This is a genomic window from Embleya sp. NPDC008237, assembly GCF_042956465.1.
GTDB lineage: Bacteria > Actinomycetota > Actinomycetes > Streptomycetales > Streptomycetaceae > Embleya.
In genome coordinates this window covers 840,050-864,662 of record NZ_JBIBGL010000001.1, presented here as the reverse complement: position 1 = coordinate 864,662, position 24,613 = coordinate 840,050, and the positions used below count along the sequence as shown (strand labels likewise).

Genomic DNA, 24,613 nt, shown 5'->3' with positions numbered 1-24,613 from the left:
TCCTCCCCGTCATGGCCCTGTTCCTCCTCCTCCCCAAGGGCCGCACCAACACCCCGGCGGCGCAGGAGTCCCGGGAGACCACGGCCGCCGCCTGAGCAGCCGGCACGCATGCGCGAAGGGCCCGATCCGTACCTCGGATCGGGCCCTTCGGGAATCCACGTATGCGGCGCCGGTCGCCCCTTCGCGAGCGCTCAGGCGAACAGCGCCTTGCCCCAGTAGTCGTCCGCGCCGCGCACCCCGCCGGGGCAGGCGAACAGCGCCGAGCCCACGTGCTGGATGTACTCGTTCATCGCGTCCTTGGCGGCCAGCTGCTGCTGAAGCGGGATGAAGCCCTTGCGCGGATCGCGCTGGTAGGCCAGGAAGAACAGGCCCGCCTCCAGTCGGCCGAGCCCGTCCGAGCCGTCCACGAACGAGTAGCCGCGGCGCAGGATGGTCGCACCGTGGTTGGAGTCGGGGTGGGACAACCGCACGTGCGAGTTCTCCGGCAGCGCCTTGAGCGGAACCACGTCGTGCTCGCCGGTCGCGCCGTGCGGCGCGCCGACGCCCTTGGACCGGCCGATCACGTCCTGCTGCTCCTGCAGCGAGGTCCGGTCCCAGGTCTCGATGTGCATCCGGATCCGGCGGGCGACCAGGTACGACCCGCCCGCCATCCACTGCGGGCCCTCACCGGCCGGCACCCACACGTGCTCGCGCAGTCGGTCGGTCTCGGTGCCGGCGATGTTGCGCGTGCCGTCCTTGAACCCGAACAGGTTGCGCGGGGTCATCGCCTCGGGCGTGGTCGAGGAGGTCTTGCCGAAGCCCAGTTGGGACCAGCGCACCGACACCACGCCGAAGCCGATCCTGGCCAGGTTGCGGATCGCGTGCACCGCGACCTGCGGGTCGTCCGAGCAGGCCTGGACCGCGATGTCGCCGCCCGAGCGCTGCGGGTCGAGCTTGTCGCCCGGGAACAGCGGCAGTTCGGCGAGCGCCTCGGGCTTCTTCGCGGCGATCTGGAACCGGTCCCTGCCGTCCTTGGTGAACAGCGAGGGGCCGAACCCGACGGTGAGCGTGAGGTTGTTCGGCGGCAGGCCGACCGCCTCGCCGGTGTCGTCCGGCGGCGACTCCGGAACGCCGCTGTCCGCGCCGGTCCCGATCGCCTTGCCGGCGGTCATCGCGGCCGCCGCGGCGGTCCACTGCTGCAGCATGCGGACCAGCTTGGCGCGGTCGTCGGTGATCACGTCGAAGACGCAGAAGTGCAGCCGGTCCTGCACCGGGGTGGCGATGCCGGCCTGGTTGACGCCGTGGAAGTCGACCGCGCCCAGGACCGGCGCGGACGACTTGTCGTCGGTCCCGGTGACGGCGGTGGCCACCCCGCCGGCTGCGGCGGCGCCGACCACGAGCGCGCCGCCGGTCCAGCCCAGCAGGGCCCGTCGACTGACACCGTCGCCCGACGGCTCGACCGTTTCGGTGCCGTGTTCGCTCTCGGTCATGAGGCCCTCCCTATGGACGTTCGGTGCGGCCGGCGACGTGTCCGGCCACGGGTGGCGGCCGGTTCGCGGCCCGTAGCGGTGTGCGGCACGACTAGGCGACGACGCCGGCCAGCTTGGACAGCGGCTCGCCGAGCGCGTTGACCGCGTCCGAGAGTTCCTTGCGCTTGGCGTCGTCGACGGTGTCGTAGGAAACGTAGCCCTCGCCCTGCTTGTACTTGTTCAGCAGGCCCTGGATCTTGGCGAACTCGCCGTCGAGGGTGCCGGCCAGCGCCGCGTCCTTCTCCGCCACGTACGGCTTCAGCAGGTCGAACGCCTTCTTCGCGCCGTCCACGTTGCCCACGAAGTCCCACAGGTCGGTGTGGCTGAACGCCTCTTCCTCACCGGTGACCTTGCCGGTGGCCACCTCGTCGAGGAGTTCCTTGGCGCCGTTGGCGATCGAGGTCGGGGTGATCTCGGCCGTGCCCACCTTCGACTGGAGCGTCTTGAGGTCGGCCAGCAGACGGTCGGCGTAGCCCTTCTCCGCGTCGGTGATCTGCCCGGTCGTCCACAGCGCCTTCTCGATCCGGTGCCAGCCGGACCACTCCTGGCCCGGCTCCAGGTCCGCCTCACGGGCGTCCATCTGCGGGTCGAGGTCGCCGAAGCTCTCCGCGACCGGCTCGATGGTCTCCCAGCCCAGGCGCGACTTGGGGTAGAGGTCCTTGGCCTTGGCCACGTCGCCGGCCTTGACCGCGTTCACGAAGTCGGTGGCGATCGGCAACATCTGGTCGACCGTCGTGGTGGTGAAGGCGCGGTAGTGCGCGACCGCCTGGGCGAGTCGGGGGTCGACCGGCTTCTCGGCGGGGGTGCCGGCGACGGTGATCGTCTGCCGGATGCCGTCGCCCTTCATGCCGGGCTTGCAGGCGACCTCGTACGTGCCGGCCTTGATCTCGAAGTTCAGCGTCGCCGAGGTGCCGGGGCCGATGTTCTCCCGCTCGGTGACGATCCGGTCGCCCTGGGCGTAGACGTACAGCTCGGTGACCTGGTTGCCCTTGTTGGTCACCTTGATGCTGTTCTTGCCGGCCGGCCAGTCCTTCTTGGCGACGTCGCAGGACTTGTCCTTGGCGGTGACCTTGACGGCGTCGCCGGAGGATTCGTCGCTGCTGCTGCACGCGGTGAGTGCCAGCGGCAAGGCGAGCAGCAATCCGGTGCCCAGCACGCTCACGCGGGCGGCAGGACGGCGACGGACAACAGACATGGACTCTCCCGGGGACGAGAACAAGCGAAGACGGGTCGAGGCCCGGCAGACGAACGAGAGGAACCGGCTGGAACCGCAGGGACCGCAGGACCGGCAGGGACACGCAGGGACATGCAGGGATACAGAAGTGGGACAAAAAGCAATTATTAGGCAAGGCTAACCAAGCCTAGGCTTGGCTTATTTTGTCAGCCGAATGTCCCCAGACAGTCAAGCCGAAGTAAAGGCCCGCCTTGCCGCGCGTGGATCGCATCACGTCCGGCCCGACCCCTGTGGCGCGGCAAAGCATGGCAAGCCCGATAAATGCATAAGGTCGTGCCAAGTCCGCGCAATCCGGAGTCGTCGTGATCACCTCGGAGCAGCCCACCGCAGCAACCCGCCTGCGGCTCCGTCGCCGACCCGAGCGATCGTGCGCCCGCCGCCGGAAGCCCGATGGCGACGAATCCGGCTTCGCCGCCGAACTCGCCGACCCACCCGGGCGGTCGGCACGCCCGGACGCACCCCCGAACCACCCGAACGCACCGCCGGCACGCCCGGACGCGTGCCGCAGCGCATCCGTCCACGCGCCTCGCCGGCCCTTCGGTCGCGAACCCGACCCACGGCCTTCGGCTCGGTCGCCGCGAAAAGCGCCGGTCACGGGGGCGATCCCGACCACCGCCGGCAACGTCCCGGCGGATCGGGGCGAGCGGAGTGGGGCCGAGGGCTAGGACCATTGGTTACTCATGAGTAGCATGGGGCTCGTACCCATCGCAGGAGGAGTGTGCGCTCGTGCCTCGTAACGTCCGGGACGTCGTCTTCGTAGACGGCGTCCGTACCCCCTTCGGCAAGGCCGGCCCCAAGGGCATCTACCACGAGACGCGAGCCGACGACCTCGTCATCGCGTGTATCCGTGAGCTGATGCGCCGCAACCCGTCGCTGCCGCCGGCCCGCGTGGACGAGGTCGCCATCGCGGCCACCACGCAGATCGGCGACCAGGGCCTGACCATCGGCCGCACCGCGGCGCTGCTCGCGGGTCTGCCGCGCGAGGTGCCCGGCTACTCGATCGACCGCATGTGCGCGGGCGCGATGACCGCGGTCACCACGGCCGCCGGCGGCATCGCGTTCGGCGCCTACGACGTCGTGGTCGCCGGCGGTGTCGAGCACATGGGTCGCCACCCCATGGGCGAGGGTGCCGACCCGAACCCGCGGATCATCTCCGAGCAGCTCGTGGACCCGTCCGCACTGGTCATGGGCAACACCGCGGAGAACATCCACGACCGCTTCCCGCAGCTGACCAAGGAGCGCGCCGACAGGTTCGCCGTCGGCAGCCAGGAGAAGGCCGCCAAGGCGTACGCCGACAACCTGATCCAGCCCGACCTGGTGCCGGTCGCGGTTCGCTCGGTCGAGCAGGGCTGGGGCCTGTCAACCGTCGACGAGCCGATGCGCCCGGGCACCACGCTCGAGGGCCTCGGCGCGCTGAAGACCCCGTTCCGTCCGCACGGCCGGGTCACCGCGGGCAACGCGGCCGGCCTCAACGACGGCGCGACCGCGTGTCTGCTCGCCTCCGAGGACGCCGCGCGCGAGCTGGGTCTGCCGATCAAGATGCGGCTCGTGCAGTTCGCCTTCGCGGGCGTGGAGCCCGAGGTGATGGGCATCGGCCCGGTCCCGGCCACCGAGAAGGCCCTGGAGCGCGCCGGCCTCACCATCGAGGACATCGGCCTGTTCGAGCTGAACGAGGCCTTCGCCGTCCAGGTGTTGTCCTTCCTGGACCACTACAAGATCGCCGACGACGACCCGCGCGTGAACAAGTACGGCGGCGCGATCGCCTTCGGTCACCCTCTCGCCTCGTCCGGCGTGCGCCTGATGACGCAGCTCGCGCGGCAGTTCGAGGAGCACCCCGAGGTCCGCTACGGCCTGACCTCGATGTGCATCGGGCTCGGCATGGGCGGGACCGTGATCTGGGAGAACCCGAACTGGACCGCGAACTCCGCGGACGCCGTGAACTCCGAGGGGAACGACAAGTGAGCAACCTGACCCGACTGGCCGCCGAGGTCTTCCCGGACGAGCTGGTCTCGCACTTCCCCGTGCGCGTACTCGATCTCCCTGGCGGCGCGGGCAGGTTCGCGCTGATCACGATCGACAACGGCTTCGACCACACCAAGCCGAACACGTTCGGGCCAGCCGGACTGGGCGAGCTCAACGGCGCCATCGACAAGGTCGAGGCCCTGGCCGCGGCGGGCGACATCGTCGCGGCCGGCGTGACCGGCAAGCCCTTCATCTTCGCGGTCGGCGCCGACCTCAAGGGCGTGGAGAAGGTCGGCCTGCGCGAGCACGCGCACGCCATCGGCAAGGCCGGCCACGACACGTTCAAGCGGCTGACCACGCTGTCCGTGCCCACGTTCGCGTTCTACAACGGCGCGGCGATGGGCGGCGGCGTCGAAATCGGCCTGGCCTGCACGTACCGCACCATCTCCACCGCGGTGCCGGCCTTCTCGCTGCCCGAGTGTTTCCTGGGTCTGGTCCCCGGCTGGGGCGGCTGCGTGCTGCTGCCGAACCTGATCGGCCCGGACAACGCGGTCACCGTGATCATCGAGAACGCGCTGAACCAGAACCGGCAGCTCAACGGTCCCAAGGCATTCAAGCTCGGGATCGCGGACGCACTGGTGGAGTCGGCCGACTTCCTGGCCCAGTCGCTGGTGTGGGCGAGCAAGGTCGTCTCCGGCGAGATCGTGGTCGAGCGAGCGGAGATCGACCGCGGCGCCGGCTGGGACGCGGCGATCGCGCGAGGCCGTGCGATCGCCGACTCGAAGGTGCACGGGGCCTCCCCCGCGCCGTACCGCGCGCTGGAGATCATCGACGCGGCACGCTCCGCCCGGTTCGGTGACGTCGCCTCGCTCCAGGCCGGCTTCGACGCCGAGGACGACGCGCTCGCCGACCTGATCATGGGCGACGAACTGCGCGCGGGCCTGTACTCGTTCAACCTGATCCAAAAGCGCGCCAAGCGCCCGGCCGGCGCCCCCGACCGCAAGCTCGCGCGTCCGGTCACCAAGGTCGGCGTGGTCGGCGCCGGGCTGATGGCCTCGCAACTCGCGCTGCTGTTCGCCCGTCGCCTGCGGGTGCCGGTCGTACTGACCGACATCGACCAGGAGCGGGTGGACAAGGGCGTCGGCTACGTGCACGCCGAGGTCGACAAGCTCCTGCTCAAGAAGCGGATCTCGGCGGACGCCGCGAACCGGCTCAAGGCACTGGTGACCGGCTCGCTGACCAAGGACGCGTTCGCGGACGCCGACTTCGTCATCGAGGCCGTGTTCGAGGAGATGTCGGTCAAGCAGCAGGTGTTCGCCGAGGTCGAGGCCGTGGTCTCGCCGACGTGCATCCTGGCCACCAACACCTCGTCGTTGTCGATCACCGAGATGGCCTCGAAGCTGGCACACCCCGAGCGGGTCGTGGGCTTCCACTTCTTCAACCCGGTCGCGGTCCTGCCGCTGTTGGAGATCGTCCGCGCCGAGCAGACCGACGACGGTGCGCTCGCCACCGCCTTCGCCGTCTCCAAGCAGCTCAAGAAGACCTCGGTCCTGGTCAAGGACGCCCCGGCGTTCGTGGTCAACCGCGTCCTCACCCGCTTCCTGGGCGAGGTGCTGGCCGCGGTCGACGAAGGCACCCCGATCGAGATCGCCGACAACGCGCTGGCCCCGCTCGGCCTGCCGATGTCCCCGATGGTCCTGCTCGAACTCGTCGGCCCGGCGATCGCCGCACACGTCGGCGAAACCCTGCACACGGCCTTCCCGGACCGCTTCGGCGTCTCGCCCAACCTGGAGCGTGTGGTCAAGGCCGGGAAGCGCTCCTTCCTGACCTGGGCCTCGGGCGCCCAGGAGGTCGACCCCGAGGTCGCCGCCCTCCTGGAGGTGGGCGACTCCCCCTCCACGCAAGAGCAGGTCCGCGACCGCGCGTTGGCCGCCCTGGCCGACGAGATCAACCGCATGCTCGAAGAGGGCGTCGTCGCCGCCCCGCAGGACATCGACCTGTGCATGATCACCGGCGCCGGCTGGCCCTTCCACCTGGGCGGCATCACCCCGTACCTGGACCGCGCGGGCGTCAGCGAGAAGACGCTGGGCAAGCGCTTCCTCCCGGCGGGCACGGCCTCGGTCCCGCAGTAGTCGACACGATGTCGCGAGCAGGGGTGGCCCGCCACGCGGGCCACCCCTTCGGCGTACTGCCAGGCTCTGGGCCCAACCCTCGCAGCTTCGGGTCGTACATCTTGTCGGCCGCCGGCACCACGGCTTCGCGATCGGTACGTACTGAATCGCCTCGAAAGCGGGGTAGTCGTCGCCCGTGAGCGTGACACGTGGCGGGCTGCGGGGTGGACCCTCGAACCCACTTCTCGTGGAACTGCGAGCATGCCGTGTCGAGATCCGTGTGACCCATGCGCCACACGCACCGTCTCCCGCCGCTTCCCGGCGGTGGCCACAATGGTGATCATGAGTGATGTGATCCGTGCCGCCTCGGTGCCTGACCTGGAGCGAATGCGAGAGATCGAGGTCGCCGCCGGGATGTGCTTCGTGGATGTGGGCATGCCGGAAATCGCGGCGGACGAGGCGCTTTCCGTCGAGGAGTTGGCCGCGTATCGGGCCGGCGGGCGGTGCCTGGTGGTCGGGGAGCCGGCGGTTGCCTATCTGATCTGGGATCTCGTGGACGGGGCCGCGCACATCGAGCAGGTGTCGGTGCACCCCGACGGGGCGCGGCGCGGGCTCGGGCGGGCGATGATCGATCGGGTGCAGGCGCAGACCGGGCTCGCGTCGACGTTGACCACCTTTCGGGACGTGCCATGGAACGCTCCGTACTACGCGCGGATCGGTTTCCGGACGCTCGACGCGGCGCAGGTGACGCCGGGGCTCGCGGCGATCCGGACGCACGAGGCGGCCATCGGACTGGATCGGTGGCCTCGCGTGTGCATGCGCCGGCCGGCCCCGGATCTCGGACAGGCAGCGAAGTCGATCTCGTCTTCGCACTGATTTTCGGCTTCCCCTGCCCTTGCTGACGGTAGGTCAGCTAGCTTCTGCGCATGACGGATGCGCTGGGTGCGACGGACGAGTCGGCCGAGGTCAGCGAGGCGGACGAGGACGTCGAGCCGACATCGACACCCGAGCGCAAGCCTTGGTCACGGCGCCGCAAGGCGGTCGTGGGACTGGTCGCGCTGCTCACCCTGTCGCTGTGCGTGGTCGGCGGATGCGCGGTCTGGGTGGTGTACTCGCTCAACGCCAACATCAAGCGCATCGACGGGGTCTTCGACCGATCGAGCATCCCCGCCGCGGGACCGCGCCCGCCGACCGATCCCGCCGCCGGCCGGGCGTTGAACATCCTGCTCGTCGGCATGGACGCGGCGGCGGCCGGCGCCGACCCCGAGGCGCTGGAGGGCCGGCGCAGCGACACCATGATGATCCTGCACCTGCCCGCCGGTCGGGCCTCGATCTCGGCGATCTCGTTGCCGCGCGACTCGTGGGTGTCGATCCCTGGACACGGCGAGGCCAAGCTGAACGCGGCCTTCTCGTGGGGCGGGCCCGCGCTGCTCGTGGCCACCATCGAAAATCTGACCGGCGTACGGATCGACCACTACGCGGCGGTGGACTTCGGCGGCTTCAAGGGCATGGTCGACGCGCTCGGCGGGGTGACGGTGGACGCCGACAAGGGCCGCGCCGAGCTGGACGGCAACGAGGCGCTCAAGTTCGTGCGGCAGCGGTACGGGCTCGAACGGGGCGACCTCGATCGGGTGGCGCACCAGCAGCAACTGCTGGGTGCGATCGCGGAGAAGGTCACGGCGCAGGGGGTGCTCGGCAGCCCGCTGCGCACCGAGAACCTGTTGCAGTCGCTGACCAAGTCGCTGACCGTCGACGACAACCTCAACTTCAAGGCGCTTCTGGACCTGGCCACCGACCTCAAGGGCATCAGCGAAGCCGACCTGGCGTTTCGCACCGCCCCCGTCGCCGGCTTCGGCGAACGCGGCGGCGGCCAGAGCGTGGTCCTGCTCGACGACAAGCGCTGCAAGGAACTCTTCGCCGCGGTCCGCGCAGACATCCCCTGGCCGGAGCCGGCCCCCGGCGAACTGTGGCGGCCCTGACCGGACTCCCCCGAGCCGGGGACTCCGGAAACCTCAAACGGCGGCAAGCCTCGAATGACGTCAGGCCTCGGATGACGTCAAGCCTCGGATGACGTCAAGCCTCGGATGACGTCAAGCCTCAGATGACGTCCTTGAGCCACGCGAACACCTGGTACAGCACCGCACGATCAGGCTCGTCCGCAAGCAGCGTCAACGGAAAGTGCGGGCGGCGGTGCACGTTGTGCCGCTGGATGTCCAAGCCCGTGATCGCGTTCAGCCGGGTTCGCAGTTCCTCCCGCATCGCTTCCGGCGCGAACCGCGGGTGCCGCGTCAGCTCCTGGAACTGCACCTCGATACCGCTGCCCGCGGCCGAAGGAAACACCAGCATCGGACACACGCTCGTGCCGTCCGCGGCATCCCGCACCAGTCTCGCGGTGGGCGTGCCGCCGTCGCCGAACTCCACGCGCCCTCGGCTGATCTCCCAGAATTCCAGCAGTTCCTCGACGATGGCCACTTCCGCCGGGGTGGAACAGGCCGCCAACTGCCGGCGGAACCGCTCGCCGGTGTCGAGATCCTCCGGCTCGGCGACCGTCGCCTTCTCCGCCGAAGGACGACTTTGTGGCGGGGGTTCGTAGACGAAGGGTTCCGCGTCCGCCGCAGCGACAGGCGCGTCGTTAGGCGAGGCGGGGAGCACGGCCGGCGCCGCCTCGGCGTCCCGGCCCACGGCCTCCCCGGCGTCCCGGCCCACGGCCTCCCCGGCGTCCCGGCCCACGGCCTCCTCGGCGCCCGGCAGGCCCAGCATGGCATTGAGCGTGGCCGCCATCAGCCGCCGCCGCTCGGCGAGAAACTCCGGGAACCGTTCCACGGTCCACAACGCCGGATCCGTCGGCATCCAGTGCCGAGCAACGTGTTCGGCTTCCAGCGCGGGCAGGTATTCCGCCGGCGTTCGCGCTCCGATGTAGCGCTTCGTCCGCGCCGAGACGAAGGCGTAGTTGGCCAGGCTGTTGCGCAGTTCCTTCGGGTGCGCCCCGCCGATCGCCGCGTCGGGGAACACGTGGTGGTACTCGATGCGCGCCGACGAATCCTCACGCAGGTCGTCGAGTTGCTCGCCGTCGACCCAGTCGCGCGCCTCCCGCCGCAGCGCGGCGATGTACAGGACGTTGAAGAAGGCGTGCAGATTGGACTTGTGTTCCAGGTCCGACGCCTGCACCGGCGCGTCCAGCGGCCGACTGCCGAACGCGCGGTGCATCAACTCGCCGAACCGCACCCGACCTTCGTCGGCGTCCATCCACCGCACATCGCTTTCCAACGCGGTGTCGGTGGTCCCGCTGTACCGCATGAACGTCAGGATCGTGTAGATCCACCGGCGCAGCCGCACCGTCTCGTCCGGACCGAGCGTGCCGCCCCGGCGATGGAGCAGGATGGAGGGCGCGACCAGGACGGCCTGCGTCTTGAGCACCGCCGAACGCGGCACCGAGCATTCCTCGCGCAGGAATCGGATCGTCATCCGAACCGCCTCGGCCGTCTTGGCCCAGGCCGCCTTCAGGACCGGCTCCGTGACGGCGGCGTCGAGCAGTTTGATGCTGCGCAGGCCCACTCCCGCGAAGTGACCGAGGATGCGTAGCACCGGGTCCCGATCGAGGGCGAACCCGTCGCGCGCAAGCTCCGCGTGGAAGGCCTCGATCGTGGCGAGCCCGTCCTCCCAGCGGGCCGCGATCGCGCTGTACACCAGATCGCCCTTGGTCAGCTTGCGGCCACCCTTGTTGACCCGCGCGAAGACGTCGGCGACCTCCTCGTAGTCGTCCGAGGCGTAGGTGATCACCGCGATCTCGCGCTTGTGGACGTCGTGCAACTGCTGAAGCCGCTTGTAGTAGGTCTGGAAGACCGGTGTCGCCGGGTCGACGCCGGCCGTGGTCAGGAGCCGGTAGAAGTCCGGCGTGGTGGCCAACACGTCGACCACCGGCACCAGGAGCGGATCATTGCGCTGCTGGGTGCCGACCGGGCTGACGAACTGCTCGTTGGCCAGGTCGAAGCGCAGATCGAGCTTCTTCGCGTCGGCGCGGGACTCGGGTCGATACACCCATGCGAGTGAAATGAGCCGCTGCTGGCCGTCGAGGAGATAGACGGGCTGCTGTACGCCCTGCGTCTCCTGGCTGACGGCGGCGGTCCGGAACGGGACGGCGATCCTGGTCTTCCACAGCAGCACGGACCCGATCGGGTATCCCCGGTACAGGGAGTCGAGCAGATCCCGGATGTCGGGGGTCTTCCACACATAGTCCCGCTGGATCGACGGGATGACGATGCGCCCGGCAAGCAGGTCCTCGACCTGCGTGATGATGTTCTCGTTCGCCAATCCCACGCCGGGCTCCCCCTGTTGCGACCCACCCCTTGTGGTGCGCGAGACTACGCGAAACCGCCGACCCGCGGTCAACCGTTCGGTACCGTTCGGTCAGGAAGATGATTCATGACATTGGTCGATCTGTTGCCCGGGCTCTCGACGTTCCCCGAGGAGGAGGTCGGCGCGCACCTGAACGTGGCCGGCCTGCCCCGGGATTGGTGGCGGACGCTGCCGCCGGCCGAGTTCGCGCATGTCGTGGACGAACCCGGGTTCTGGATCCGCGTGGCCGAACTCGTCGTCGAATACGGTTCCGCGTACACGCTCACCCGGCTCGCTCCGCTTCTGGCGGATGCGAACTCTGTTCCACACACGGCCCGATGGCCTCGCGCCGTGGTGATCGCCTTACGCCGGGAAAGGCTCGACTGGCGTGGGCTGGTCGCGATGTCGCCCGGCGAACTACTCGCTCGGCCTCGGCTGCGCCGAACCGACGTCGTCGGGATCGTCGCGGGCGCGCTGCGCGAGGCCCACGATCGTGGGGCGCCGGTGGCGTGGACCGCCGTCCCGGTGAACCACGGCGCGCCGAAAAGCGAACCGTCGCCCGATCCGGCCCGGACTGCTCCCACCCCCGAACCAGCCTTCACCGAGAGCCGATTCGACGTCGTCGCGTCCGTCACCGCCTTCACCGACACCTGGACGCGGCGCGAAACCCGGGTCGCCGTCGACCGATTGTTCGCCCACCCGCCGGCCACGCTGGAGGCGATCGCGCAGGACATCGGCATCACCCGAGAGGGGGTCCGGCAGATCCAGAAGAAGTGCCGCGCCCGTCTCGAGGACTGGGCCTTCGGCGGCGGCAACCCGCAACTGGCCTCCTACGTGGCGAAGCTCGCCGCCCGACTCGGTCCGATCGCTCGGGTGCGCGACCTGATCGAGGCCGACGAGCGCCACCGCACTCCGATCGACTCACTCCGCGGCATCCCGTTGTGGAGGGTGCCGGTGGCGTTGTTGCCGCACCGGATGACCGACGAATGGTTGACGCACGACACCCTGGCCGACGCCGAGGACGCGACCCGTCGAACACTGCGCGCGATATGCGCCGACGGCGCCGTCCCGTGGTCCGAAGTCGAGGACGCGACGCGCCGGTGCGGCGTGTATGAGGACGCATTGGCGGATTGGCTCGACCGCCTCCCCCAGATCCGGCGCTTCGACACACAGGGCGTGTGGTGGGGTTCGAGTATCAACGACAAGGCCGAAGCCGTCCTCACGCTGCGAAACGTGCCGCTGACGGCCGAGCAGATCATCGAATTGGTGAACGGCGACTACGCCTTCAGCAGTGTGTGCAACCAACTCCAGGCCGACGAGCGATTCATGCGTACCGACCGTCTGCACTACGGCCTGCGTCGCTGGGATCTGGAGGAGTACCTCGGTATTCGCGAGATGATCGAACGCGAGCTCCGCAGACGCGGCGGTGCCGCGCGCATCGACGCGGTCGTCGAATCCCTGACGAGTCGTTTCGACGTCAGTGAGAACTCCGTCCGCGCCTACGCGACCAGGCCGTCCTTCGAGCGGTACCAACCGGGCTGGATACGACTCGCGCGCACAGACGCGTCCACCCCCGCTCCCGCGTACAAGCCGCGCCGGGACGTGTCGACCACCCAGCGCTGTTTCCGCGACCGAGAGCAACGATGGTGGCACCGGATCGATCTCAACGGCGACCACCTGCGCGGATCCGGCTTCCCGGTCCCGACCGGCTTCGCCGCGCACCTGGGTCTCGTCCCCGGTGCCCGCCGCACTCTCACCCATGACGCGGGCGAGGTCACCGTCGTGTGGCGCAACCAACCGTGCTTCGGCTCGATGCGCCCGCTGCTGCTCGACCTGAACGCGGCCGAGGGCGACCATCTGTTCGTCATCCCGAGCGGGGATCGCCTGCTGACCCGCCACATCCGCCCCGTCGAGGACGACCTGCCGCCGCTGCAACGGGCGGTACGCCTGGTCGGCTGGACCACGCGGGTGCCGGACGCGCAGGCGCTGCCGATCATCGCAAGCCGCATCGGCCTGCCCGCCACGACGCCACTCGCCGCGGTCCTGGCCCGGCTGGGCGAGCGCCGGGACAAGGACCTCATCGATCTGTTGACGCCGGCCTGATCGGCGCTGCGGGGCCGTCCTGAGCCGCGAACACGGCCGCGAGTTCGTCGAGGGCGGCGAGCAGTTCGAGGGGTGATCGATCCGACCCGAGCACATGTCGCTTCCGCTGTGGGCGATGAACTGCGCTCCGTTACCGTACGAGATGACACGGACACACGAAGCATGGTGATCGGCTCGGGAGGACATGTGCCGCAACTCGCGCTCGGGAAGGACTTCCTGGCCGAATACGCGCGCCTGGAGAAGAGCGCACAGCGGGGAGTGCGCGAGGCCATCGCGAAGTTCCAGAGCCTGACCCTGGTCGAACTCCTGGCCGACAAGGGGTTGCACCTGGAAAAGCTCGACCGGGCCCGGGATGCGCGGATCCGGACGATTCGGGTCGGCGGGTTCCGGCGCGGCGTGGTACTCGCGCCGGACAGCGGCGAGACGTTCCTGTTGTTGCGGGTGCTGCCGCACGACGACGCGATCGCGTGGGCGGTACAGCAGCAGGCCGGGGTCAACCGGGCGACGCACGCGCTGGAGATCCAGGACGTGGTGGCGCAGCAGCGGGCCACCCCCGCACTGGAGCACCTCGCGGCGGGATCGGGCGACCGGCTCCTGGCCGGTGTCTCGGATGCCGACCTGACCCGGTTGGGGCTGGACGCCAACGTGCTGCGCATCGCGCGACTGCTGACCGAGCGCGGGCAGTTGGAGGCGCTGGAGGCGCTGCTTCCGCAGGACCAGTACGAGGTGCTGTTCTATCTCGCCGAGGGGTACTCGCCGGAGGAGGTGTGGCGGGACGTGGTGAGTGCGCGCCGCCCGGCGCCGGCCCCGGCGGACGCGCTGCCCGACCCCGAGGACCTGGTCACGGCGATGGGGCACGCCCAGGGACGGGTGGCTCTCGTGGAGGGCCCCGACGAACTGCTCGACATCCTCGCCCGGCCGTTCGACGCCTGGCGGGTCTTCCTGCATCCGTCCCAGTACCGGACGGCGTATCGCGAGTCGTACGCCGGGCCCGCCCAGGTGAACGGCGGTCCCGGGACGGGCAAGACGGTGGTGGCCCTGCACCGCGTGAAGCACCTCGCCGGGCGCCTCGCGGCCGGCGAGCGCATCCTGCTGACCACGTACACGACGACGCTGGCCCGGAGCCTGCAGGAGAACCTGGCCATGTTGTTGGCGCCCGAACTGCTCGAGCGGGTCGATGTGACCACGGTGGACGCGGCGGCCAATCGACTGCTTCGGCAGGAACTCGGCGGCGCGGCACTGGCGATCGCGCACGACGAGAAGGAACGCTGGGCGACGATCATCGAAGCGCTGCAGCTGCCGTGGACGGTGCCGTTCCTGGTCCAGGAGTACCGCAACGTGATCGTCGCCCACGACATCGGCAGCCTGGAGTCGTACCTCAAGGCGTCACGGACCGGCCGGGGCACCCCGCTGGGGCCCTTGCAACGGGCCAAGGTCTGGCGTGCGGTCGAGGAGTTCGTGGCCGGGCTGCGCGCGGAGGGTCGCCGAACCTGGCTCCAGGTGTGCGACGAGACCGCACTGTTGCTGGCGGAGCGGGCGGAGCGGCCGTATCGTCACGTGGTCGTCGACGAGGCCCAGGACCTGCACCCGGCACAGTGGCGGGCGTTGCGGGCGATGGTCGCGACGGGCCCGGACGACATGTTCATCGCGGGCGATCCGAACCAGCGGATCTACGACAGCAGGGTGTCGCTGGGCAAGCTGGGGATCCGGGTGGTCGGCCGGTCGAGCCGGCTGCGCGTGAACTACCGGACGACGGCGGAGATTCTCGGGTGGTGCACGTCGATCCTGTCCGGTCGGCCGGTCGAGGGCCTGGACGGGGAGCATGCGGACTCGGTGCAGGAGTGCCGCAGTTCGCTGCACGGCGCGAAGCCGGATCTGGTGGCGCTCACCGGAACGGAGGCCGAGTTGGCCGCACTCGTCGCGCGGGTCCGGGGCTGGCTGGACGCGGGTGTGCGGCCCGAGGAGATCGGGATCGCGGCGCGCTTCGTCGGCTATGGCCGCAAGGCGGCGGAGGCGCTCACGCGCGAGGGCGTACCGGCCGTGCTGCTCAAGGACCGGCCCGGGGCCGCCGCGGCGGGAGTTCGGATCGGCACGATGCACGCGATGAAGGGACTCGAGTTCCGCTGCATGGCGGTGGCGGACGTGAGTGATTCGACGGTGCCCTACATGGGCCATGTGACCGGGCGCGAGGTGGATCGGCTCCAGCACGAGGCCGACCTTTTGGCGGAGCGATGTCTGCTGTTCGTGGCCTGCACGCGGGCTCGGGAGGCGCTGCACGTGTCGTGGACGGGCGCGCCGAGTGTCTTCTTGAGTCAGGCGGCGGGGGTGTAGGCGGGATGGCTGGGGTGGGGGTCGCACGGGTGATGTGCGGTGCGGCACGGGTGCGCGTCGGCACGGGCGGTGCGCGGTGGGGCACGGGTGCGCGTCGGCACGGGCGGTGCGCGGTGGGGCACGAGTGCGCGTCGGCACAGGTGATGCACCGCGCCTCGGGTACGCGTCGGCACGGGTGATCTGCGGCGCGGCACGGGTGCGCGGCGGCACGGGCGGGCGCAGCGCGCCTCGGATGCCCGTCGGCACGGGACCCCTCGGGTGTGCGTCAGCACAGCCGATGTAGAGCCCGGCGGGCGGCGCGGGCCACCTTGGGGTCGGGGTGCGTGGTCTCGGCGAAGCGCAGCACGTCCTCGGCGCAGGGGTGGCCCATCGTCGCGAGTTCGCCGAAGACCACGTCGGCGCCCGGACCCTGACTGCCGGTCACCTCGGTGAGCAAGCCCAGTACGGCCGCCTCGTGCCGGCCGAGCAGCGCAGCGGCGGCGTTGTCGGCGGTGAGCCAGGCCAGCGTGCGCAGGGTCGCCGGGGGCACGTCGTGGTCGTGGGTGAGGCGCCAGTTCCATACGTGCGGGGCAAGGGTGGGGTCCGCGGCGGCCTCGTCGAGGGCGTGTTCGACGGCGGCCTCGGGGAGGCCCGCGTCACCCACGTGGGCGAAGAGCATGAGCCGCTCGGTGGGTCCGGCCGCGCCCGCGACCGCACACAGTTCGGACAGCGCGGCGTCGACCGGGCGACAGGCGATCCAGCTCGCGAACGTACGGGTCGCGATCGGTCGCGGCCACGCCCCCATCGCGCCGAGGAGGCGGGCGCCCGAGGCCGCGGTGTAGTCGTCGACGGTGGCGACGGGCAGCCCCTGCTCGCGGAACATCCGGTGTACGAGGGTGCCGCCCAGACCGGTCAGCGTGATGCCCTCGGCGGTGCGCCGGACGATGCCGAGGGCCGCCAGCCGATCGGCGAGCAGGACCACCCCGGCGCGGACCCGGGTCAGCGCTTCGGTCGGTGTCTGCGCCGGGAACGACGGGGAAGACGGCGGGAACGGCAGGCTCGGCGTGGCGGGGTCGCACAGTCGGCCCATTTCCCGGACCAGGTCGGGCGCGTCCAGCATCCGGCCGAGTGCGAACGCCTCGTCCTCGGCCGGCGGCTCGGTGGGCAGCGTGCGGACCACGTGATCGAGGTCGCGGCGCACCGCCAAGCCCACGAACAGCGACACCGGGAGCGGGCCGCCGAGTTGAACCAGGCCGGTGAACAGCGACGCCGCGAGCCCCTCCGGGACGTCCCACCGCTGCTCGTGTGCCTCGCCGAAGGTCGCGTTGTCCTCGGCCACCACGACCATCGCCCGCGCGGCGAGCGCGATCAGCTCGCGGTCACCACCCTCGCGCCACACCCTCAGGCCGTCCGCGACGTGCACCGCGCCGTTGCGCAGAACCAGCAGACCGGTGCCCAGCGCGAGTGTCCAACGCCGGTGCAGGGCGTGCTCGCCCCGAGCGGTGCGGGGCGGATCGGCGGCGGGGCGACGGGGCTGCTCGGGGATGCCGAGGTCGACCATGGCCCGCCGCGCGACGTCGTCCGCCAGTACCTCCTCCCGGGTGATCGGCAGCGGCCCGTGCTCCTCCACGTACTCCGCGAGCGCAGCCGCCTGCGCCAGCAGCGGCGACATCCGAGCGGCCAGCGCGCACTCGGAGGTGGGCGGCACGTACAGCGGCGGCAACGCGGGCTCGCTCGGGCCGCCACCCGGGCCGGTGAGCGGAGCGGGAACGCCGAGTTCGAGGAAGCGGGTACGCAGCCCGTACAGCCCCAACGGGGTCAGCCGCACCGCCATGAACGGCGCGCCGCCGCCGACCAGTTCACGTATCTCCAAGACGCCGAACGCACGCAGGTCGTCCATCTGGTGGGCCAGGGTCAACCCGGTGAACAACGCCGGGTCGGCGACCGAGGGCGACCTCGGCCGGCCGTCGGGCGTGTACGAGAGCAGCTCGAACAGTCCGCCCATCGGCACCCAGCGACCCGCGTGGTCGTACAGCTCGCGCAACAGCTCGCGAATCACGTCCCCGCCGCGCAGCACATACCCGGCGCGACGCACCGCCGGGCGTCCCGTGGCCTCGCCGATCGCGACGCCCTCCCACAGACTCGACCACACGCGCAGCACGTCGCAGGGTCGGCCGACCGCCAGCGCCCGGGCAAGCGCACCTGCGGTCGCAACGGTGCGGCCGACCTCGACCAGGCCCGCCGCACACGCGATCGACCACACATGGTGCAGCGGCTCGACGTCGCGCGCGCTGCGGACGCCCGCGACCGGCGCCTCGATGCCCAGCAACGACGCGGCCTCGGCCGCCGGTGCACGGCGCAGGACACCGGTCGCGGTCACCGGACGGCCACGCCCGACCCAGCGGGCCAGGGTGAGCGCAGCGGCGAACGACGGCGCCGCCGACGCGGCCCGAGCCAACTCGCGCTCGTCCGGCAACCGAACCGCCGGCAGCGCCCTGCCCCGTCCGGGGCCGGTCGCATAGCCCGCCACGAACAACTTCTTCGCCGACCCCCAGCAGGTCGAATCCGCCATCCGGGCCGGAAGCTCACCCTCGTGTCGATCCAGCACCGCGAGCAGCGGGTCGAGGCGATCGCTGTCCGGATGCAGGGGCCCACGCTCACGCAGGAACTCCAGGAACAACCGCAGCGCGGGCACCACCAGACCCACCGTGTCCTCGCGGGGCAGCGCGACGTGCGCGGGCACCAACGTCTCCAGCAACGAATTCAGATCGCCGGCACGCCAGCGCGTGTGGTCGTCGAGCCGCAGGCAGGCAACGCGCAAATCGAGCAACGTACCCAGGACATCGATCATCCGCTCGGCGTCCGGGGCCGGCCGGCCCGCTCGCGCGAGCCACGTGCCGAAGTCGGCCACGATGCCGCAGGAATCGGGAGATAGCGCCACGTCGCAGAGCGTAGTGAGCACCGCATCCGCTGCGCATGGATTTCGGACAATCCATGCGAACCGACAACGGGGCCACTCGACGCACGACCCGAGGACCCCCGGGCACACATCCACCTACCGACGGCCCACGCGCGCCTACAGCGCCGCGCACCACCACACGCACCCGCAGATACCTGCGCGTGCGCGGGCGCCGGGCCCCTGCGACCGAATCCGCCGACATCGACGCTTGCACCCGCAACCACCTCAACCTGCGCCCGCGCCCGCAACCATGACCACGTCCAAATTCGCCAACCTCGACACCTGCACCCGCCCCAGACGCCTGCGGCCCGCACCCGCAGGCGCATCCCCGACACCCGCGACCACGCTCGGGCTCACGCTCGCCGGCGCCGACGCCCGCACCTTCGATGACTGCACCCACACCCGCAGGCGACTCAGCCTGCAGCCCATCCCCGTCACTAATGCCCTACAGCTCCACCACAACCGCCGGACAACCACATGCGCCCACAGCATCGGCGTCTGCGCCCGCACCCGCGGACGTCGACGCCCGCACCCTCCGACGAGTGCACCCACACCCGCGGGCAACCCCGCCCGCAGTCCCGCTCCCACTCACCGAAACCCGACGCCTCCACCCAACCACCGAACAAGCGCACGCACCCGCGATCACCGGCACATGCGCCGATACCCGCATCCGCACTCTCCTGGGCGACTACGACTCTCGGTCTCGACACCCACACCCACAGACGTCGACATCGATACCCGCACCCACAGCCGCCGGCGCGGGGCACCCGCCCGCACCCGCGATCACACGCAACTGCCCGCACCGGTACCTGCAAGACCGACCGCCCGCACCCACGACCACGGCCTTGCGACGACTACTGCCATCAGCGCCTGCACCCGCATCCGGGATCGCACCCCCGGCCGCCTCCACCCGCAAGCGCACTCACACGCCAGGCCCCTCGCCGGCACCCACCACCCCCAGCCGGCACCTGCACCCGCACTCGCCCCCGCGTCTCCGTGTCCGCACTTGTCCGCGCCCACGCGCACCCGCGCACCCGCGCACCCGCGCCCGCAAGAAAGACACGCCGCCTCCCCCACCACCCTCCCGCCAAAGAGAGACAGCCCCGCGCCCGCCGCACCACCACCCCATCGCCGTCGGGCGCGGCCGCACCGAGCGGTGATGTCCGCCACTCTTGCTGACTGAGCGTCAGTTCACCTGCGGACCTGCGTGAACGCCGGCGCACCGAGTCGGAAAAAGACAGCCGTCTCCCTTCAGGTGACGGGTCGTCAGGTGGCATGGTGACCCCAGCGCAGAGCACGGCCCGCGACGGCGGCCCCGCGCCGAGGCGACAACGTACGCGATCCACAGTGAGGTGCCCCCGTGCTGCTCGACCCTTCCGCCGCCCTGCTCACCGATCGCATCGCCGTGGTCACCGGCGCCGCCCGGGGAATCGGCGCGGCGACGGCCGTCGCACTGGCCCGGTTCGGCGCGGACGTCGCCATCTGCGACCGCGAGCCGATCGGCCTTCAGGAGACCGCGAAGGCGATCGAGGCGACCGGCCGCCGTGCGCTCGCGGTCGAACTCGACGTCCGCGACGGCGACGGCGTCGAGCGTTTCCTCCGCGAGGCGCACAGCACGCTCGGCGGACTCGACATCCTCGTCAACAACGCCGGCGGCGGCTTCTGGTCGCCGTTCATGGAGGTCCGCCCCAAGGGCCAGACCGCACTGGTCGACGAGAACTTCACCTCCGTCACACACGTGATCCGACACGGCGCCCCGCTCATGCGTGAGGGCGGCTCGATCGTCAACGTGACCAGCATCGAGGCGTTCCGCGCCGCGCCCGGCTTCGCGGTGTACGCCGCGATGAAGGCCGCGGTCGAACAACTCACCAAGTCACTCGCCCTCGAACTCTCGGATCGCCGCATCCGGGTCAACTGCGTGGCCCCCGACGCGATCCCCACCCCCGGCGACGCCGGCCTCGCGGAGACGTTCGAGACCGACGAGGGTGCCTACGACTACGCCGCCAAGGTCCCCCTCGGCCTGGGCACACCCGACGACTGCGCCGCCCCGATCGTCTTCCTCGCCGGCGACCTGGCCCGCTTCGTCACCGGCACCACCCTGCACGTCGACGGCGGCACGATGGCCGCCTCCGGCTGGGTCCGCCGCCCGGACGGCACCTTCACCCCCTGACCCAAAGCGCCGGCGCGCCCGCACCCGCCGAGCCCCACCGGCGCCCCCGAAGCTCCCGAACGGGCGACCCGAACGCACCCGAACCCGCCGACCGACCTACAGACCTCCTGACCTACTGAACGACCGGCTGACCGACCGACCACCCCGCCCCGACCAGACCGCGGAACTGGGAGTGCAATGGAATTCGGCATCTTTCTTCAGGGCTACAACCCGTCGTTCCGGCGCGAGGGAAACCCCAACGCCGAACACGAAGCCCTGATGAACGACATGGACTTCGCCATCGCCGCCGACCGGGCCGGCTTCAAGTACGTCTGGCTGAGCGAACACCACTTCCTCGACGAGTACTCGCACCTGTCCGCCAACGACGTCATGTGCGGCTACCTCGCCCACGCCACCGAGCGCATCCACATCGGCTCCGGCATCTTCAACCCGCTCCCCCAGGTCAACCACCCGGCCAAGGTCGCCGAACGGGTCGCGATGCTCGACCATCTCACCAAGGGCCGCTTCGAGTTCGGCACCGGCCGGGGCGCCGGCAGCCACGAGATTCTCGGTTTCCTGCCCGGCATCGAGGACATGTCCGAGACGAAGGCGATCTGGGAGGACGTGATCCGCGAGTTCCCGAAGATGTTCCTCCAGGACACCTACGAGGGCTACAACGGCACCTACTGGCAGCTCCCGCCGCGCAAGATCCTGCCCAAGCCGTACGGCAAGTCGCACCCCGCCATGTGGTACGCCGCCGGCAGCCCGCCCTCGTACGCGATGGCCGCCCGGATGGGCCTGGGCGTACTCGGCTTCTCCATCGGCGACCCGGCGAGCGCCGAGAAGCTGGTGGCCGGATACAAGCGCGAGATCGGCAACGCCGAACCGATCGCCGACTTCGTCAACGACAACGTGCTCGCGGTGAGCACCGGCTTCGTCGCCGAGACCAGGGAACAGGCGGTCGCCAACGCGGTCGCGGCCCGGCCGATGTACCTCACCAGCAACGTCTTCCGCTACCACGACACGTTCCCGCACCCCGAGGGCATCCCGTACTGGCCCGAGCTGATGCCCGACCTGACCCCCGAACTGGTCGAGTTCGCCGCCGATGCCGGTGCCCTGATCTGCGGCGCGCCCGATGGTGTGCTGGACGCGGTCAAGGCCTATGAGGCGGTCGGCGTGGACCAGCTCGTCCTCGGCCTGGGCTGCGACAACCGCGAGAACACGCTCAAGACCATCGAACTGTTCGGCAAGCACATCATCCCCAAGCTCGACACCGAGCCGGAGCACCGCACCACACGATTCCGCCGACAGGCCTGACCGCCCCCACCCGGCCGGCGTCCCCGGCCGGGTCCGTCCCCCCGACACGTGTCACCGCACGACCCGAAAGGCAGTCATGAGCTTCAAGGAATACCCGATCCGGGTGGGCAGCATGCTGTTCACCGCCGTGGACCCCGAGCGCGGCCACGAGGTGAGCTACAACCGCTGGTACGAGCGCGACCACTACTACGCCGGCTGCATGATCGGCCCCGGCATGCTCGCGGGCAGCCGCTGGGTGGCCACCGCCGACCTCAAGGCGCTGCGCTTCCCGGCCGACACCGACGTGGTCCCGGACATCGAGGCGGGTTCCTACGTCGCGATCTACTGGATCAACGACGGCCAGTTCGACGAGTGGAACGCGTGGGCGGTCGACCAGGTCAACTGGCTCTACGGCAACGACCGCGGCTTCCAGCACCGGATCCACGCGCACACCGGCATGTACCTGCACGACAGCCGCTGGTACCGCGACGAGGACCCGGTCCCCCTGGAGCTCGCCCTCGACCGCAACTACCAGGGCTTGGTCTCGCTCACCGTGCAGCGCGCCGAGGGCACCACGCAGGAGGACCTGGAGGCGTGGTTCTCCGCGCAGTTGCCGGACTTCCTCAAGGGCTCGCCGATCGCGTCGGTGGCCGCGTGGACCGCAGTCCCGCTCAAGGACGACGCTCCCGCGTTCGTCCCGCGCGACCCGAACGCGGCAACCCGCAGCATGCAGTTGTACTTCCTCGAGGGCGACCCGCGCGAGAGCTGGGACGCGTTCAAGGAGTGGGCCGAGCGGATCGACGCCTCCGGCATCGGCCGGGTCAGCTTCTGCGCCCCGTGGATTCCCACCGTGGTCGGCACCGACAAGTACACGGACGAGCTCTGGGGCTGATCCCCGGCCGTCATGCGATACGTGCGCGGGCCCGGGTCGAGTCGACCCGGGCCCGCGCACGTCACCTGACCACCGTCACCGAACAACCCTCATCGAACAACCCGAACAACCGTCGCTGTCACCGCAGTCGGCTGTGCTGCCGCCCGTAGAAGAAGTAGACGGCGAAGCCGGCCACCATCCACACCAGGAACCGCAGCCACGTCTCACTGCTGAGATTGATCATCAGCCACAGCGTGGCCAGTATGGACAGGATCGGCAACCACGGCACGAACGGCACCCGGAACGCGCGCGGCAACTCCGGTCGGGTCCGGCGCAGGATCAGCACGCTCGCGGCAACCACCAAGAACGCGAACAGTGTGCCGATGTTGACCATGACGTCGATCTCGTGGATCGGAGTGAACCCGGCGATCGCCGCCACCACCACCGCGATCAGTATCGTGCTCACGTGCGGCGTGCCGTACTTGGGATGCACCTTCGCGAACAACGGCGGCAGCAGCCCGTCCCGGCTCATCGCGAAGAAGACCCGGCTCTGCCCCATCATCAAGATCATGCACACGGTGGTCAGACCGGCCACCGCGCCGACGCTGATGATGGTCGCGATCCAGCCCTTGCCGACCGACCGGAACGCCTCGGCCAACGGCGCGGAGGACGAGAGCATGTCGTAACGCTGCATACCGACTACGACCAGGGCCACCGAGACGTACAGGATCGTGCAGATCACCAGCGAACCGAGGATCCCGATCGGCATGTCGCGCTGCGGCTTGCGGGTCTCCTCGGCGGCGGTGGCGACCACATCGAATCCGATGTAGGCGAAGAACACGAGCGCCGCACCGGAGAAGATCCCCATCACACCGTAGATCTGCGGCTCGAACCCGAACAGGGTCTGCACGAGCGGCGCCTTGAGCCCGCCGTTCCCGGATGCGGGCGGCTGCGAATCGGGCACGAAGGGGTTGTAGTTGCCCGTCTTGACGAAGAACAGGCCGGCAAAGATCACCAACAGCACGATCGCGAGCTTGACGGTGACCATGATGAGGTTGAACCGTGCCGAGAGCTTGATCCCGAACACCAGGATCGCCGCGACCCCGAGCACGAGCAGCAGCGCCGGCAGGTTGACCTTCCCACCGTCGCCCGGCGCAGCCGTGATCGCCTGCGGCAGGTCGATGTTCGCCTGCGAAAGCAGCGAGGTCAGATATCCCGACCACCCGATCGAGACCACCCCGACGCCGAGCGCGAGTTCCAGAATCAGGTCCCAGCCGATGATCCACGCGGGCAGTTCGCCGAGCGTGGTGTACGAGAACGTGTACGCGGAACCCGCCACCGGAACCGTGGACGCGAACTCGGCGTAGCACAGCGCGGCGAGCCCGCAGACGAACCCCGCCAGCACGAACGACAACGCGACGGCGGGGCCCGCGTAGTCCTTCGCCGCCGTACCGGTCAGCACGAAGATGCCCGTGCCCACCACCACACCGACGCCGAAAACCATCAGGTCGAGTGCGGACAACTCCCGGCGTAAGCCGTGCCCTTCGGAGACATCGGTGTCCTGGATGGACTGCTCGATGTTCTTGGTGCGAAACAACGCGTTGGCCATGGCAACACCTCCTGGTGGCGGAGACCGTTGCCATGATCGAGGCTTTCACTCCTGTTTTCGGGTGACCGATCCTCGGCGCGTCAGGGTGATCTTCGAGCCCGCCCCGGAAATCGACGCCGAGCACCCACAAAGCCGAAGCCCAAAACCCCCGAAGCCCCCGAAACAG

14 protein-coding genes are annotated in these 24,613 nt (G+C 70.1%); 9 read left to right on the top strand and 5 right to left on the bottom strand.

Annotation, left to right across the window (positions count from 1 at the left end; all coding sequences use genetic code 11):
• Positions 1 to 191: 191 nt before the first annotated feature.
• Together efeB and efeO are read right to left on the bottom strand one after the other, a co-directional pair.
• Complete coding sequence (gene efeB, locus ACFZBU_RS03485; RefSeq protein WP_391581771.1) at positions 192 to 1,469, bottom strand: iron uptake transporter deferrochelatase/peroxidase subunit; 1,278 nt, start codon at positions 1,467 to 1,469, stop codon at positions 192 to 194.
• Positions 1,470 to 1,560: 91 nt separating this feature from the next.
• Positions 1,561 to 2,703, bottom strand: a complete 1,143-nt coding sequence (gene efeO, locus ACFZBU_RS03480) for an iron uptake system protein EfeO (protein ID WP_391581770.1) — start codon at positions 2,701 to 2,703, stop codon at positions 1,561 to 1,563.
• Positions 2,704 to 3,468: 765 nt separating this feature from the next.
• Between efeO and ACFZBU_RS03475 the strand changes: the two genes are divergently transcribed.
• From ACFZBU_RS03475 to ACFZBU_RS03460, 4 genes are all read left to right on the top strand, one after another.
• Positions 3,469 to 4,704, top strand: coding sequence for a thiolase family protein (locus ACFZBU_RS03475; RefSeq protein ID WP_391581769.1), 1,236 nt, complete (start codon positions 3,469 to 3,471; stop codon positions 4,702 to 4,704).
• Positions 4,701 to 6,836 carry a 3-hydroxyacyl-CoA dehydrogenase NAD-binding domain-containing protein gene (locus ACFZBU_RS03470; protein ID WP_391581768.1) on the top strand — a complete coding sequence of 712 codons (2,136 nt, stop codon included), beginning with the start codon at positions 4,701 to 4,703 and terminating at the stop codon, positions 6,834 to 6,836. The genes ACFZBU_RS03475 and ACFZBU_RS03470 overlap by 4 nt, the downstream gene beginning before the upstream one ends.
• Before the next feature lie 321 nt (positions 6,837 to 7,157).
• The gene (locus ACFZBU_RS03465) at positions 7,158 to 7,691 is read left to right on the top strand and encodes a GNAT family N-acetyltransferase (RefSeq protein WP_391581767.1); all 534 of its coding nucleotides are present in this window, start codon (positions 7,158 to 7,160) and stop codon (positions 7,689 to 7,691) included.
• A 50-nt stretch (positions 7,692 to 7,741) separates the two neighbouring features.
• Entirely contained in the window at positions 7,742 to 8,794 is a 1,053-nt protein-coding gene (locus ACFZBU_RS03460) for an LCP family protein (RefSeq protein WP_391581766.1), read from the top strand.
• A 118-nt stretch (positions 8,795 to 8,912) separates the two neighbouring features.
• Here ACFZBU_RS03460 and ACFZBU_RS03455 read toward each other — a convergent pair whose 3' ends face one another.
• On the bottom strand, positions 8,913 to 11,132 hold the full coding sequence (locus tag ACFZBU_RS03455) for a DUF262 domain-containing protein (RefSeq protein ID WP_391581765.1): 2,220 nt from the start codon (positions 11,130 to 11,132) through the stop codon (positions 8,913 to 8,915).
• Positions 11,133 to 11,237: 105 nt separating this feature from the next.
• Here ACFZBU_RS03455 and ACFZBU_RS03450 point away from each other — a divergent pair, with 105 nt between their 5' ends.
• Positions 11,238 to 13,253: a hypothetical protein gene (locus ACFZBU_RS03450; RefSeq protein WP_391581764.1), complete on the top strand. Its 2,016-nt coding sequence runs from the start codon at positions 11,238 to 11,240 to the stop codon at positions 13,251 to 13,253.
• A 186-nt stretch (positions 13,254 to 13,439) separates the two neighbouring features.
• Positions 13,440 to 15,584: a UvrD-helicase domain-containing protein gene (locus tag ACFZBU_RS03445; RefSeq protein ID WP_391581794.1), complete on the top strand. Its 2,145-nt coding sequence runs from the start codon at positions 13,440 to 13,442 to the stop codon at positions 15,582 to 15,584.
• Positions 15,585 to 15,849: 265 nt separating this feature from the next.
• On the opposite strand, the gene ACFZBU_RS03440 is transcribed toward ACFZBU_RS03445, so the two are convergent.
• Positions 15,850 to 18,504, bottom strand: coding sequence for a hypothetical protein (locus tag ACFZBU_RS03440; protein WP_391581763.1), 2,655 nt, complete (start codon positions 18,502 to 18,504; stop codon positions 15,850 to 15,852).
• Between the two features lie 1,378 nt (positions 18,505 to 19,882).
• Between ACFZBU_RS03440 and ACFZBU_RS03435 the strand changes: the two genes are divergently transcribed.
• From ACFZBU_RS03435 to ACFZBU_RS03425, 3 genes are all read left to right on the top strand, one after another.
• Positions 19,883 to 20,692, top strand: coding sequence for an SDR family NAD(P)-dependent oxidoreductase (locus ACFZBU_RS03435; RefSeq protein ID WP_391581762.1), 810 nt, complete (start codon positions 19,883 to 19,885; stop codon positions 20,690 to 20,692).
• A gap of 177 nt (positions 20,693 to 20,869) precedes the next feature.
• A complete protein-coding gene (locus tag ACFZBU_RS03430; RefSeq protein ID WP_391581761.1) occupies positions 20,870 to 21,988 on the top strand; it encodes an LLM class flavin-dependent oxidoreductase in 1,119 nt (372 codons plus the stop codon).
• 76 nt (positions 21,989 to 22,064) lie between these two features.
• Positions 22,065 to 22,859: a hypothetical protein gene (locus tag ACFZBU_RS03425; protein WP_391581759.1), complete on the top strand. Its 795-nt coding sequence runs from the start codon at positions 22,065 to 22,067 to the stop codon at positions 22,857 to 22,859.
• Positions 22,860 to 22,977: 118 nt separating this feature from the next.
• Here ACFZBU_RS03425 and ACFZBU_RS03420 read toward each other — a convergent pair whose 3' ends face one another.
• Entirely contained in the window at positions 22,978 to 24,447 is a 1,470-nt protein-coding gene (locus ACFZBU_RS03420; RefSeq protein WP_391581758.1) for an amino acid permease, read from the bottom strand.
• Positions 24,448 to 24,613 lie beyond the last annotated feature (166 nt).

Excerpts from the sequence above, each read along its gene's own strand:
- ACFZBU_RS03465 (WP_391581767.1), top strand. The coding sequence starts at position 7,158 with ATGAGTGATGTGATCCGTGCCGCCTCGGTGCCTGACCTGGAGCGAATG.
- efeO (WP_391581770.1), bottom strand. The coding sequence starts at position 2,703 with ATGTCTGTTGTCCGTCGCCGTCCTGCCGCCCGCGTGAGCGTGCTGGGC.
- ACFZBU_RS03450 (WP_391581764.1), top strand. The coding sequence starts at position 11,238 with ATGACATTGGTCGATCTGTTGCCCGGGCTCTCGACGTTCCCCGAGGAG.
- ACFZBU_RS03425 (WP_391581759.1), top strand. The coding sequence starts at position 22,065 with ATGAGCTTCAAGGAATACCCGATCCGGGTGGGCAGCATGCTGTTCACC.
- ACFZBU_RS03460 (WP_391581766.1), top strand. The coding sequence starts at position 7,742 with ATGACGGATGCGCTGGGTGCGACGGACGAGTCGGCCGAGGTCAGCGAG.
- ACFZBU_RS03430 (WP_391581761.1), top strand. The coding sequence starts at position 20,870 with ATGGAATTCGGCATCTTTCTTCAGGGCTACAACCCGTCGTTCCGGCGC.
- ACFZBU_RS03420 (WP_391581758.1), bottom strand. The coding sequence starts at position 24,447 with ATGGCCAACGCGTTGTTTCGCACCAAGAACATCGAGCAGTCCATCCAG.
- efeB (WP_391581771.1), bottom strand. The coding sequence starts at position 1,469 with ATGACCGAGAGCGAACACGGCACCGAAACGGTCGAGCCGTCGGGCGAC.